Genomic DNA, 14,529 nt, shown 5'->3' on the forward strand with positions numbered 1-14,529 from the left:
GCATAGGGCTCATTAGTCCCAAATAAACCAATAAGAGAAAGTAGTGATGACCAAAAGCACCAATGTTCTAGTACTTGATAGCCAGCCAATCATGCGCGAAGCAATTTCTCAATTTGTCTATGACGGATTAGTAGATTCGCAAGTCTACCAAGCGTCAACAGCTGTATTTGGTATACAAGCATTAAAGACATACGACATCGACCTAGTACTGTTAGACGTCGAGCTAGAAGGCTCAGATGGATTCGAGTTTTTAAGGCGTGCTCGTGCCCATGGCTATACAGGCCAAGTGCTATTTATTTCCCATAACGACCACCCTATGTACTCAGACACAGCAAGAAAACTGGGCGCAAACGGGTATATTACCAAGCGTGAAGAGACCCCAGTGATTCGCGAGGCTATTATTCGTGTCGCTGGTGGTTACTCGGTGTTTAAACGAAAAGGTTTAGGAAAGAGCGAACGGTGTACTACGCTTTCAAACCGAGAAACGGTTGTATTCAATTACCTAGTAAAAGGCTACAGCAATAAGAAAATCTCAGAGATACTGTCATTAAGCTCAAAGACTATCAGCACCTATAAATCTCGAATTCTGGATAAATACAAGGTGGATTCAATCGTCGAATTGATGAACCTACAACAACACGTTTATGTTGATGTCTCTGAAACTAGAACAAGTGCTGCTTAAGTTTTTTTACTAGCAACCTATGTAAAGGATTATCATGGTTAGCAAGCTTATAATTAGCGACAATAGATAAAGGCTGTTCGAGTTGTAAACTCTCTGGTAACACAGTGACATTGTAGTCGGTACGTGCTTGCAAATGGCTCGTGGCTGGCAACAGTGTCGCACATTCAAAGTCACAAAGCATTTCGAACAGACAGGTCATATCATCAACAGTCGCCACCTTATTGACCTTTACACCATTAGACTCAAGTGAACGTTTAATGACTGCCTTTTTGTCCTGCCAACCTTTCATTTCCATTAATACATAAGGCATAGCCAGTTTTTCTTCCAAGGAGCGCTGTTGATACTTGTGCGAACAAACAATAGCCCCTTTGTACTTGCCTAAACGATGCTGGTATATGGTTTTAACTTGTTCATCGTTAAAGTATTGAACGCCAATATCAATGCTCTCATCGTGAATCTTTTCCACTGAAGAGTCTGACCAAGTCGTAAGTTGAACTTGCGCCTTAGGAAACGTGTCTAGCAAGTCTAAAAGCAACGTTTTGCCAATTAAGTATTGTGCCAAGCTGGGTAAAGCAATCACTATCGGCTTTTCATAAGTCATTGGGTCAAAATTGACGGGCTGCACTGCATCATCGATCAAATTGAGACCTTCCGTGATTTTAGGCAATAAGTTGAGAGTATATTCAGTGGGCTCAAATTCGAACGCACCTCGGACAAAGAGCTGATCACCAAGTTGCTCACGTAATTTAGCCAGATGCTTACTTACCGCACTTTCTGTCTTGCCTAACTCCTTAGCAACCGGTTTAAGTTGTCGATACTTCTTTAACAAAGGAAGCACCTTGAGCAAATTGAGATCCAACTGTGACTTCATAACAATCCCGAGAGTTTACTTTTCTGTTGCTGAATGCGCTTTACCTAAGCTAAGCAATTGTCCAACTAGGTGAATAAAGCATTATAATCATATGTTTACTAAAAAACATCTCACGTGGTTGTCAGAATACGCCGTTGTTTTCGTTCTCTGCTCACTAAAAAACCATACTGGAATTGTCAGTTTATCAAGCTAAATATCAACAACATTGGTTACTCTGTGAGCTACAGTTAATATTTTTTATGCAACTAATAAATAATGCGATTGATATGCTAGAGATCAAATCTTAATTGCTGTATTACTAACAGAATAAGTGATTAAACAAATAATAAATATCACATAACAAAGATAAACCACAGTGTTATCAGGTATATAGATTTTTAATGAATCATTCAATTGACAACGTCATGTCTCCACCAAAACTGTCCTTAGTATCAGGGGCAGAAGATGAACTTGTAGATAAAATTGAATCCGCAGTACTTGGTCTCACCGGTGCTGAACTTGATGATCTTATGGATAACCATTTCCGCCATATGATTGATGTCCTCAACGATGGCATCTTCTATATGTCGGGAAATGAATATGTTTGCTTCTACAACCCCTCTTTTTATTCTCGTTTTGGTATCGAACCTGGCCATACCGATCTAAAGAGCTGGACTGACCTTATTCACCCGCAAGACCAAATCGCATTCGAAGAGAAAGTTGATGAGCATATTCAACAAGATGGCGCTCGCGTTGTTACCCAATATCGGATTCGTTGTACCACTGGTCGATACATTTGGCTAGAAGGGACAGCAGTAACAAAGACGGTCAACGGTAAGAGATTCATGATTGGCTGCCACCGCGATATCTCTGATAGAAAATTGATGGAATCTTATGTTCAGCAAACATCGTTAACTGATGGTTCTTCTGGATTGGCTAACGAACAAAAGTTGGCGATGGATCTTGATAACCTTAAGGTGGTGAACGAAGAAACACATCACCTAATGTACATTCAACCTGGGGTCACACGTTCGTATCAATCACTTTATGGTGGTCAAATGATGCGTGATCTGCTTTCGCGCTTAACTAAAGTACTCGGTGACTTTCCCGAACAGTTCGTTGACATGTACCGTATCCAATCACACGATTTTGCCATCATTGTACGTGGTCAGTTGGACGAGTCGGCCCTCAACAAATTGGCTCGCCGTATAACCAAAGTCTACAAAGAAGCGATTAGAACGCTCGATTTCCTGTTTGCAAACGAAATCAGTATCGGTATCTACCCAAACATCACTGAAAATTGTGACACAGACGAAATTGTCCGTGTTGCTGCTCAAACTTGTCAGTTCGCCGCAGCTAATTCCGAGCACTCAGTTCGAATCTATGCTGGGAGTACTAAAACTCAAATAGATCGCCATTTCTATATTGATCAAGAGCTTGGCAATGCAATACGTGACGGTAATCTGTCGGTTAAGTTTCAGCCTATCGTTTGCTGCAAATCAGACAGAGTAGCAAGTTTTGAAAGCCTAGTTCGTTGGCGCAGCGATACAATTGGAGAGATATACCCTGACGAATTCATTTCTGTGGCGGAAAAGAAAGGCTTGATAAGCGAATTAGGCTACTTTGTTTTTGAGAAAGCGTGTCGCTTTATCAACAAGTATCAGCAAACCCACACCGAAGAGATCAAGGTTAATGTGAATGTTTCAGTCCTACAGTTACTTAGCCAGCAGTTTCCTGACAACGTTAAGAAAATTACCCAAGAGTTTGGTGTCAATGCCAATTCTATCGTTTTAGAGCTGACTGAAACCATTATATTAGATGACAACAAAGACGCTATCTCACAACTATTGCGTCTCAAACAGTTTGGCTTTCAGTTGTCTCTAGATGACTTCGGAGCAGGCTACAGCTCATTAAATAGCTTTTTCGATTTACCTCTTTCTCAAATTAAGATCGATAAATCGATCGCTTGGCGCTCATTAGAAAACCCAGTCACGTTTGAGTACCTCTCATTCATCACCAATTTGTGTAACGCCTACAATATCGATATTGTCATCGAAGGTATCGAGGATGCGGCAATGCAACGTGTCTTTACTGATATGGGGGCCGCCTACCTACAGGGTTATTGGTTCTCCAAGCCTCTATCTCTTGCCAGCGCTAGCCACTATACCAAGATATAGTCCCGTCTCACATTCGAGACTTATTCATCGAATTCATCATTCCATTTGACTAATTAACTTTAGTTGTAGAGAATTCACACAAATTTATAAACCAGTTCATATACCTCGCTAGAATTGCGGCTTAAGGTAACGGTGTTTTGTGAAGCTCAGCTTCTCAATCAAGGATAGATAAAGCGCTGATAACGAAAGTAAATTCGTTATTACTGGACAGGGAACTCATTGTTGTTTCTGCCTCTGGAGTAAAAAAGTGTCTTATTCAGTACGTAGCTTGATTGGTGCAGCACTCTCTGCAACGCTCATTTTTTCACCTGTAGTTTCAGCTTCATCTAACTCGGCCTTATGGTTCGAGCATACCGATATTCAAATGCCAACCAACACCATGGTTGCCGAATTGAACAACGGCTTGCGTTTTGTGGTTTTACCAACAACTCGCAGCTCGGATGAAGTCTCTCTGCGCGTAATGATTAGTTCAGGCTCAGCGCAACAGTCTAATGACGAAGATTCAACAGCAAAACTCGCGGCGCTTTCCTCTGTAGAGCAAAGTGATTGGCAAGCCACAACTAGCTTAGAGCAAACCGTATTTAGCTTAGATCTTGCCCATGCCGATGCTAAAACACTTGAAGCAAGCTTCGCGAACATCCAAAAAGGTTTGGTGACCAATACAAAGGGCAATGAGTTCAAGCAGGAATTCTATATTCCGCAAAATGTAACGGTCATTGTTACTGGTGGCATTAACACTAGACAGACAACCAAGCTAATCCAGCGCCAGTTCTCGGGATGGGCAAAAGGTAAGCAAGCTTTCACCTCTTCAGGCAATGGTATTGCATTAGACGCTTATCTTGAGCCAACCGAATTGAATGATAATGGCTTGTCATTAAGCACGCTTAAAACACTCCAAGATGAACAAGACAGTAAGCTGCAGCGTAAAGAGATCTTGTTAACAACGATAGCAAACAAGATGCTAGAACACCGCATTCAAAATGCTCTTGAGCAGCATCAATCTCAAGCGAAAGTATCTATCGATAACGAAGTTCTTTTCGATCACCGTCTGCTATCGCAAATTCGTATTACTGATATGTCAGCGGACGAGAAGTCTACAACAGAAAATGTAGTGAAATCTGAAATCGAGCGCGCTATTGCTGCTGGATTCACACAAGTTGAATATGAAATGGTCGTCAGTGAACTACGTAATCAACTTCAAAGTAAAACTCGCTTTGGTAATGACCACTATGCCGCGGACCAAGCCGACCGTTTGGTTGAAGCGATTAGCTTAGGGAACGTTTATACTGAGCCATCGTACGATCTAGATTTGCTAAACTTCCACGTTGCACACTTAAACGAGTACGATGTCAGTAAAGAGTTTGAGAAAACTTGGTCTGCTGACAACAGCATTACGCTATAAGCGCGTTTACACCAAGCAAAATAATACAAATAAAAACCAGTAGTGCCCCACTACTGGTTTTTTTATTGGGTGTAATTGTACCAATCAGAACAAGCAGCTGATCACCGATTTATCCCGGTTAGTATTTATAGGGAGGAAAGATTAACCAGATGTCGCGTGTAATGTTGCTTCGGATTACCAAACAGGGTTTGGGTCTCGCCTTGTTCGATGATCTCACCTTGCTTCATAACAATAGTGTAATGGCACAGCGAGCGAACTACGTTTAAATCATGACTGATAAACAAATAAGTGAGTTGGTACTTTTCTTGTAACGACTTTAGTAGCTCAAGTACTTGTGCCTGAACCGTCCTGTCTAAAGAAGAGGTTGGCTCGTCCAACAAGATAAATTCTGGTTTAAGGATTAGCGCCCGTGCTATAGCAATACGCTGCCTTTGACCGCCAGAAAACTCATTTGGGTAGCGATATCGCGTTTCTGGGTCTAAATCCACTTCAGCCATTACGTCACAAATTCGCTGGTCTATTTCATCTTCATTTAGCGTCTGATGTACCCTCAATCCTTCACCAATCACTTGTGCCACCGACATACGAGGATTCAACGCTGAGAATGGGTCTTGGAACACCACCTGCATCTTACTTCGATAAGGCAACATGCCCTTTCTATCTAAACCTTGAAGCTCGTTGTCTTGATAAGCAATAGAGCCTTCAGACTTAACCAACCGCAGTATTGCCATTCCCGTGGTCGATTTACCTGAACCACTCTCACCAACTAACCCTATCGAGTGGCCTTTCTTTAACTCAAAGTTCATGTTGGTAACGGCTTTAATATGCGACACCACTCGCTTAAAGATCCCACCAGTAATGGGGAACCAAACACGCAAGTTGCTGACATCTAGCAAAGGCGTAGCTTGCTCACTGATTTGAACTGGCAAGCCTCTGGGATCCGAGTTAATCAACTTTTGTGTGTATTCATGGACGGGGGAATTGAAAATCTGCTCGCAATTACCAGTTTCAACCAAACTACCGTTTTGCATAACAGACACACGATCAGCAATCCGTTTTACAATGCTCAGATCATGGGTGATAAACAACATTGCCATACCCATTTCTTGTTGCAACTGTTTGAGCAGGTCGAGTATCTGAGCCTGAACAGATACATCCAACGCTGTCGTCGGCTCGTCAGCAATCAACAATTCAGGCTCGTTAATCAACGCCATGGCGATCATTACTCGTTGCCTTTCTCCCCCTGACAGTTCATGCGGGTAAGCCATAACCTTATGTTCAGGGTTACGAATGCCCACCTTTCCTAACCACTCAACAGCAAGCTGTTCTGCCGCTTGTTGGCGCATCCCTCTATGGATTGCCAGTGTCTCAACCAATTGTTTACCGACCTTGTGCAGCGGGTTGAGCGAGACCATTGGCTCTTGAAAAATCATGCCGATTCTTCCCCCACGAATCCCTCTTAACTGCCGCTCTGAGCACTCAAGAATATTGATGCCATCAAAGGTAATATTGCCAGAAAGGTAGTGAGAAGAACCTTGGGGCAGTAACTTGAGAATAGAATTGGCCGTCACTGACTTGCCGGAGCCACTTTCACCAACCAAAGCGAGGGTCTCACCTTTTTTGATCGAGAGCGACACCTGGTTAGTCACTTGTTCGACTTGCTTCTTACGACCAAACCCAACAGATAATCCATTAATAGTAAGTACAGTTTCAGACATCGCTATCTTCCTTGATGGTGAGGGTCAAAGGCATCACGGACTGCTTCGCCGATAAACACCAGCAAAGTTAGCATCACGGAGAGAACAAGGAATGCTGAAAAACCAAGCCATGGCGCTTGTAAGTTGGCTTTACCTTGCGCGAGTAACTCACCCAATGAAGGCGAGCCCGCGGGTAAACCAAAACCTAAGAAGTCTAGGGAGGTTAGCGTTGTTACCGAACCTGAAAGGATAAAAGGCATCATAGTCAGAGACGCAACCATAGCATTGGGCAACATGTGACGCAGCATAATTCGCTTATCGGCCACACCCATCGCCTGCGCGGCACGAACATAATCAAAGTTACGACAGCGTAAGAACTCAGCGCGCACTATCCCGACTAAACTCATCCAGCTAAATGCCACCATAATCCCGAGTAGCCACCAGAAATTGGGCTCGACAAAACTGGATAATATGATGAGCAAGAACAGTGTCGGCATACCCGACCACACTTCGATAAAACGCTGACCAAATAAATCTAACCAGCCACCGTAATAACCTTGTGTTGCGCCGACTGCCACACCAATGGCACTCGAAACTATGGTTAAAACAAAGCCAAACAAGACCGAAATACGAAAGCCGTAAATGACCCGAGCCAATACGTCTCGGCCTTTGTCATCAGTCCCTAACCAATTGATATTGTCCGGAGGCGAAGGTACAGCGCCGCCAATATTAAAGTTGATAGTATCGTAACTAAATCGAATTAATGGCCAAACGATGTAACCCTTTTCTTCGATTAATTCGATCACATAAGGATCCGTATAGTCAGCCTCGGTTTCAAACTCACCGCCAAACTCAGTTTCAGCGTACTGGGTCGCAATCGGGAAATACCACTGGCTATCAAACTCCACCAGCAACGGCTTGTCATTGGCAATCAACTCAGCGAACAAGCTAACGATGAACAACAACCCAAAAATCCACATTGACCAAAAGCCACGCTTGTTGGCTTTAAACCTGAGCCAGCGCGCTTCATTAAGAGGATTAGTTCGCTTCTTTTTCAACAACATTAACGCGCCTCAAAATCAATTCGTGGATCCACCCAGGTATAGGTGAGGTCTGAAATTATGCTCAAGATCAGGCCGAGAAGCGTCATGATATAAAGTGAGCTGAACACGACAGGATAGTCGCGCTGTATGGTTGACTCAAAGCCGAGCAGGCCGATCCCCTCAAGGGAGAACATGACTTCAATTAGCATTGAGCCAGTGAAAAAGATGCTGATAAACGCCGCTGGAAAGCCTGCAATAATAATCAACATGGCATTGCGGAAAACGTGTTTATAGAGAATGTCTCGTTCATCAAGTCCTTTTGCTCGCGCGGTAACAACGTACTGCTTGTTGATCTCATCAAGGAAGGAGTTTTTCGTCAGCATACTTAATGTCGCAAAGCCGCCAATCACCATGGCAAGGATCGGCAAGGTTAAATGCCAGAAGTAGTCGATAATTTGTTGATACCAATTGAGCTGTTCAAAATTACTTGAAACCAAGCCACGCAGCGGGAACCAACTAAAGTAGTTACCACTGGCAAACACAATAATCAGGATGATGGCAAACAAGAAACCTGGAATCGCATAACCCACGATGACGACCGCACTAGACCAAATATCAAATCGACTGCCATGGTGAATCGCTTTCAAAATCCCAAGGGGTATTGAAATCAGATAGATGATTAATGTGCTCCATAAACCTAGGGAGATGGAGACAGGTAACCTTTCAACAATAAGATCGATGACGCTACCACCCTTGAATAAGCTATCACCGAAATTGAAAGTCACATAGTTTTTCAACATGTCGAAATAGCGTTCATGGATAGGTTTATCAAAGCCAAACTGCTTTTTAATTTCTTCGACAACTTCTGGGTCTAAGCCTCGTGAGCCCTTATAACCTGTTGAAGACGCTTCCTCTACCACAGCGGTGTCCGCTGAGTTGCCTCCCCCAGTGAAACGGCTCATCAAGCCAGACTCTAACCCCTCCATTTGCGCAATGGCTTGTTCAACTGGACCGCCCGGGGCCACCTGAATAATGAAGAAGTTAATAGTGATAATCGCCCACAATGTGGGTATGACTAACAGCAGTCGTCGAAAAATATATGCAGCCATCAATGCCTCGATTAACGTCGTTTTTCTGGAAGCTTGGCAGCTTTCTCTTTAGACACCCACCAAGTATCGACACCTAAGTCATACTCTGGTCGAATATCTGGTCGCTCAAACTTATCCCATGTCGCGACGCGGTAGTTACTGTAATGCCATTGAGGAACCATATAGAAGTTCCACTGAAGCACCCTGTCGAATGCACGCCCTAACGCGAGTAACTTCTCAGGGTTCTGCTGATTATCGGCAATCTCTTGAGTTAGGTAATCGACTGCAGGGTCAATGACGCCCGCAGTGTTGTAGGTCGAGTCAATGAACTTAGAGTTCCAGACAATCATTAGGCTAGAGCTAGGATAAGCGTTAGCAAAGTATCGAGAAGAGACCATATCAAAATCGCGATCACGTAGGCGCTTGATGTATTGGGTACGATCCACAGTGCGAAGCTTCATATCAATCCCCATTAACTTGAGGTTCTTCTGAAACGGGATCGCGTAAGTTTCTACGTTCGGATTGAAGATAAGTAACTCAAAGCTCATCGCTTCACCGGTTTTGGTGTTGGTCATGACTTTGTTTTTCAATTCCCATCCCGCCTCTTTAAACAGCTTAAACGCTGTGCGCATTTGGCTACGAATACGACCTGAGCCATCGGTTTTAGGCGGTTGGTACTCTTCGGTGTAAACACGCGGAGGAATTTTATCCTTAATAGGCTCAAGGACTGCTTTTTCAGCGTCTGAAGGCAAACCCACTGACGCATAGTCTGTGTTCTGGAAGTAACTGCGTGTACGGCTATTTTCATTGTAGAAAAGATTTTTATTCATCCATTCAAAATCGAGTGCGTAGGTAATGGCTTCTCGTACCTTAGGATCTTTAAATACCTCGGTTTGAATATTGAACACAAAACCATTAGCTTGCTGAGGCTGCGAATGAGGGATCACTTCTTTTTTGATGTAACCCTTATCAAAGTTCGAGCCTGTGTATGAGTTTTCCCAGAATTTCGGTTCACTCTCAATACGGATATCAAACTCGCCCGCTTTAAAGGCCTCTAGCATGACAGTGTCATCGCGATAATAATCGTACTGAACCTGTTCAAAGTTATTACGACCCACGTTCACCGGAAGATCTTTGGCCCAATAGTCTTTGTCTAATGTATAAGTCACGCTCTGCCCCGGTTTGTAGTCGGTAACCTTATACGCACTGCTGCCAACTGGTGGTTCATTGAGGGGTTCAGAAAACTTCTTGTCTTGCCAGAAGTGCTTAGGAAGTACACGAGTAGACTGAGCGAAGCTAAACAGTTTCTCTCTGTCTGGTTCAGACATCTCTATACGAACGACGAGGTCAGACTTGGCAGTGACAGACTTAATGGCTTTGTAATATGAACGATATTGAGGCACACCTTCAGTCATAAACTTCTGGAAGGTAAAAGCAACATCATGGGCGGTAATTGGCTTCCCATCTTGGAAACGTGCCTTCGGGTTAATGTCGAGCTCTAACCACATAAAATCATCAGAATAGCGCGCCTTACTTGCAATCAGCGGATAGTAGGCGTCAATCTCATCACTTGGAGAATACATAAGCGTATCGTACAGCTGACCGCTTCCTGCTGCTGCTACTCCGCGCGAAGCATATCGGTTAAAGTTATCGTAAGTCCCCATCTGACCATATGTCACTTTGCCGTACTTAGGCGCTTCCGGATTGACGTAATCGAAGTGAGCAAAATTTTCTGGGTATTTTGCTTTGCCAAATCCAACCAGAGTCGTCGTTTCAATCACATCGGCATAAGCCCCAAAGCTTGTACTTGTGGCAATCAATCCACTAAGCACTAAGCGAGACAGCATCTTCATATGCTCTTCCTTCCATGGTCATACAAGTTAATCTAATAACTATAGTATTAATTAGTATTAATAATTCAACTACTTGGATAAGTATAGGTAGGGAAAGTTCTTTCTGTGAAGCAAAAAAATAGCCCTCGCTAAGTTCGAGGGCTATTACAATCAGAGCGAATTATGATTTCTCTTCAAAACGTTTAGCCAGCTGATGGAACTCATCCACTTGCTCTTTCAGCTCATTAGAGTGTTCTTTTACAGCACGAGTTGCCGCGAGATTTTGCTCTGAAGTTGAGGCGATTGATTGAATATGTAAATTCACTTCGCTCGACAGTTCACGCTGTTTAATCGCAGAGCTTTCAACCGACTGCATTAAGTTATTCATCGATGTCATGAGCTCTTCGACCTCAGACAACCTCTCAGCACTCACACTCGCCACATCGCTACAAGCGTTGGTCTGCTCTTGGTTGGCAAGTATATCGCCCTGCCAACTTTCAATAGTGCCTAACATGGCTTCAATGCTGTCTTTAATTTGAACAGTCGCATTGGATGTGCGCCCCGAAAGTGCGCGAACCTCGTCAGCAACCACCGCAAAGCCACGTCCTTGCTCTCCTGCTCGCGCCGCTTCAATGGCAGCATTGAGGGCCAAAAGATTGGTTTGCTCGGCAATTCCACCGATTTCTTCCATCATTTTACTGACGTTTTGAGCTTGCTCGCTCAGTTGGTACGTCGTCTGTGTCGCCTTCTCCGCCTGTACACTTAAATTAGTGAGGTTCTGGTGCGTTTGATTGATACTCTCTTTTGCACCAGCACAGGTTTTCAAAGTGACATCAACAATCTGGTGAGCATCTTGTGTGCTCGATGAAACTTCATTCGCAGTCAGTTCTACTTCTTCAGTCGCTTCTCGAACTTGCAGAATGTCCTTGGTCTGTTGGTCAAGAGCTTCAGTCACTTGATAGGAAGTCGCGCTTAAATTGTCTGCGAGATCTTGCAATGGTTTTGCCGAGTCACTCATTCGCCCAAGTACTGTGCGGATTCGCGCAGACGACAGCTTGAGGTGGAAATCAGCGACAGAAAACTTTTTGCTGCCCGAAAAAATTAAACGGCTGACACTGTCGTATTCAGATTGAAGCTTGCCAAGTTGTTTCGGCGTATCAATGAGTTCTTGTCTAAATAGCGCCAAAATCACCGCAACTGGTGCCAAACTCAATAGAATACTCGGCACTCCCTGCAAGCCAATCACGCTTGAGGCTAGTGGTGCACCCAGAGCACCAAGAAGCACCGCATAACGAACGGTGTCACTGATCTTAAGTGACCATGATCTGCCAGATTTTTCAGCATTCAAAAGCCCCTTGTAGGCTTTGTCCGCAATATCAACCCACTCTCGCTTAGGCTTGACGCGAACCGACTGATAACCCACCATTTGGTTATCTTGATAAATCGGCGTTACGTATGCATCGACCCAGTAATAACCATTAGACTTGGTTCTATTTTTAACAATCCCACGCCACGCTTTACCCTGCTTCAGATTTCGCCACATGTCTGCAAAAGCTGCTTTCGGCATATCATCGTGTCTAACGATATTATGGTGTTGACCTAGCAATTCTTGTTGAGAGTATTCAGCAACACGAGCAAACGCCTCATTACTGTAGGTAATCACGCCTTTGAGGTCGGTCGTGGAGACAAGTTGTTCTTGGCTTTCTAATAGCGTTTCACGTGCGGAAGATGATTGGGCTGACATTTCCTAGTACTTTTGTAGTATTTATGTTGCTCGCGAATATAAACAATTAATCAAATTATGACAAAATATTAATTTAACTCAATTTTAAAATTTTGAAGTAATTCACTAGATTAACCGGACATTTTGGCGCACGTAAAAGTACAGAAACCTACATTTAGATTTGTATCAATATAAAAGACCTACCCAGTAAAAAAACTAATTCAGCTCGTACCTAGCATTGCAACAATTGGTGTTATTCAGCCCTCATATAGGATTAAAACCACTATTGATAAGTAACTCACTTTAAAAGAGAATAGCGCTAATTTGTAGATTTAGTCCCCCCCCCATTGGACACGCGCTTGATGGTTAGTGGTATTTTGCTAAGAAGCACCGATTAATAGATCTTTCTCAGCGATTTACTCTCTGCTTTCCAGTAACCCCTCTACACTTAACTTACGCATTAGAGCAAATAAGAAAACATCATCAGCAATACAGGTGAGCCATCATTGTTATATAACTTTAAACATTTAAGCATTCGTCAGATCACCATCTTTGTGTCAATGATCGCGGCTGTTCTATTTCTGTTTTTCTACCTGTCTTTTAAATTGTTTTGGAGCCACGGCCAAGCGCTAGAGCAATCTAAAAACCGGCAGCAGTTTGAATTAGAACGTGTAAACACCGTGCTTAGAATGGAAGAGTTAGAGATTCGTGCTTCGGTAGAGGACTACGCGGCGTGGACTTCAATGGCCCGATATGTAGACAACCCAGAGCCCATATTTATAGCAGATAGTATCGGTGCTCACGCTTTCGCCTCAAAACATATCGATGCCATCGTAATATTTGACCCTCAAGGAAACACGGTTTGGAGTGGTGCATACGATGGTGAAAGTGTTGTGGCTATGGAATTTATTGCGCTCGAGGATCACGCGGTAGTGAATAAAGTTTTATCACGTGCATTTGACGCGTCACAAAACACCATCGAGTCATTCCTAGATTATGCAACTTTTGATGGCTCAGTATTTATGGTTGCCTCTTCTCGAATCTGTCTAAGTGACGGCCAAGAATGCCAACATGGCTATTTGCTATTTATTCGAAAAATTAGAGACCAATTCATTAAAGATATTGAAGCCTCAACGGGAGTAGGTATTCGTATATACCCAGCTCTCAGTTCAGTGACAGATGTCGGCCTAAACAATACAGTGCTGTACCGAGATGCTCTGATCGACGATGAAGTGAAAATTGCGATTCACGTCTCGCACAATGAAACCCTGCCAGAATTCCTTCCTTCAGCGGAAATAGCTGCGTTGTCTCTATTTGCTTTGATCACCTTTATAGTGAACTTGTACGTTGTTACTAATTTAATCAAACCGTTAAAAGCCGCGCAGCAGTATCTAAAGCAGTTCCAAAAATCAGGAGATCGCCTGCCAAGTGAGGATACTTTTATTTCGAAAGAGATGCGTAGCTTCGCCCGCCAAATCAATGATTTAATTACAGAGCTCGAAGATAAGCGCGCTATCTTAAAAGAGCAGTCAACAATTGACGCACTCACTCAAATAGCCAATAGAAGGTCCTTGTATGAAACCGCTCATAACTTGATTGAAAACCTCAAGTATAAATACATTGCTGTTGTGTTAATTGACGTTGACCATTTTAAGCTATTCAATGACAACTATGGGCATCTTGAAGGTGACGCAGCTTTGCGCAAGGTAGCCAAAGCCCTCCAATCCGTTGATACATCGTATGAGAAGCTCGTTTCACGATACGGCGGCGAAGAGTTTTGTATCCTGCTAGCAGGAGATCACCCACTTGAAATCAACGACTATTTGGACCAACTTGTCGTTCAAGTCAGGGAGTTAAAACTAAAACACGAACACTCTTCTACAAGTAACGTTCTTACAATTAGCGTGGGAGCCACATCCGGGCAATTAACCTCATATAACCAACTAACACACTGGTTCCAGCAAGCGGATCAAGCGCTATACGAGGCGAAAAACAATGGCCGCAATGGTTTTCACGTCTACGTGTAAAACTATGT

The 14,529-nt window shown here is 43.4% G+C and carries 10 protein-coding genes; 4 read left to right on the top strand and 6 right to left on the bottom strand.

What is annotated here, in order from left to right; all coding sequences use genetic code 11:
- Window positions 1-46: 46 nt before the first annotated feature.
- Window positions 47-682, top strand: a complete 636-nt coding sequence (locus AC6R00_RS09450; protein WP_500640404.1) for a response regulator — start codon at window positions 47-49, stop codon at window positions 680-682.
- Here AC6R00_RS09450 and AC6R00_RS09455 read toward each other — a convergent pair.
- Window positions 663-1,553 carry a LysR family transcriptional regulator gene (locus AC6R00_RS09455; protein WP_500640210.1) on the bottom strand — a complete coding sequence of 297 codons (891 nt, stop codon included), beginning with the start codon at window positions 1,551-1,553 and terminating at the stop codon, window positions 663-665. The two genes, AC6R00_RS09450 and AC6R00_RS09455, sit on opposite strands and share 20 nt — an antisense overlap.
- A gap of 380 nt (window positions 1,554-1,933) precedes the next feature.
- Between AC6R00_RS09455 and AC6R00_RS09460 the strand changes: the two genes are divergently transcribed.
- Together AC6R00_RS09460 and AC6R00_RS09465 are read left to right on the top strand one after the other, a co-directional pair.
- Window positions 1,934-3,709, top strand: coding sequence for an EAL domain-containing protein (locus tag AC6R00_RS09460; protein WP_500640211.1), 1,776 nt, complete (start codon window positions 1,934-1,936; stop codon window positions 3,707-3,709).
- Window positions 3,710-3,956: 247 nt separating this feature from the next.
- On the top strand, window positions 3,957-5,111 hold the full coding sequence (locus AC6R00_RS09465; protein WP_500640212.1) for an insulinase family protein: 1,155 nt from the start codon (window positions 3,957-3,959) through the stop codon (window positions 5,109-5,111).
- Window positions 5,112-5,236: 125 nt separating this feature from the next.
- On the opposite strand, the gene yejF is transcribed toward AC6R00_RS09465, so the two are convergent.
- From yejF to AC6R00_RS09490, 5 genes are all read right to left on the bottom strand, one after another.
- Window positions 5,237-6,829, bottom strand: a complete 1,593-nt coding sequence (gene yejF / locus AC6R00_RS09470) for a microcin C ABC transporter ATP-binding protein YejF (protein ID WP_500640213.1) — start codon at window positions 6,827-6,829, stop codon at window positions 5,237-5,239.
- A 2-nt stretch (window positions 6,830-6,831) separates the two neighbouring features.
- Window positions 6,832-7,872, bottom strand: coding sequence for an ABC transporter permease (locus AC6R00_RS09475; RefSeq protein WP_500640214.1), 1,041 nt, complete (start codon window positions 7,870-7,872; stop codon window positions 6,832-6,834).
- On the bottom strand, window positions 7,872-8,960 hold the full coding sequence (locus AC6R00_RS09480; protein ID WP_171383677.1) for a microcin C ABC transporter permease YejB: 1,089 nt from the start codon (window positions 8,958-8,960) through the stop codon (window positions 7,872-7,874). The genes AC6R00_RS09475 and AC6R00_RS09480 overlap by 1 nt, the downstream gene beginning before the upstream one ends.
- 11 nt (window positions 8,961-8,971) lie before the next feature.
- Window positions 8,972-10,792 (bottom strand): extracellular solute-binding protein, encoded by a 1,821-nt coding sequence (locus AC6R00_RS09485; protein ID WP_500640215.1) that lies wholly within the window; start codon window positions 10,790-10,792, stop codon window positions 8,972-8,974.
- 160 nt (window positions 10,793-10,952) lie between these two features.
- Complete coding sequence (locus AC6R00_RS09490) at window positions 10,953-12,515, bottom strand: methyl-accepting chemotaxis protein (protein WP_500640216.1); 1,563 nt, start codon at window positions 12,513-12,515, stop codon at window positions 10,953-10,955.
- 485 nt (window positions 12,516-13,000) lie between these two features.
- Here AC6R00_RS09490 and AC6R00_RS09495 point away from each other — a divergent pair, with 485 nt between their 5' ends.
- On the top strand, window positions 13,001-14,521 hold the full coding sequence (locus AC6R00_RS09495) for a sensor domain-containing diguanylate cyclase (protein ID WP_500640217.1): 1,521 nt from the start codon (window positions 13,001-13,003) through the stop codon (window positions 14,519-14,521).
- The last annotated feature ends 8 nt before the right edge of the window (window positions 14,522-14,529 follow it).

It is taken from the genome of Vibrio sp. R10-SF1-ISO8 (assembly GCF_059833805.1).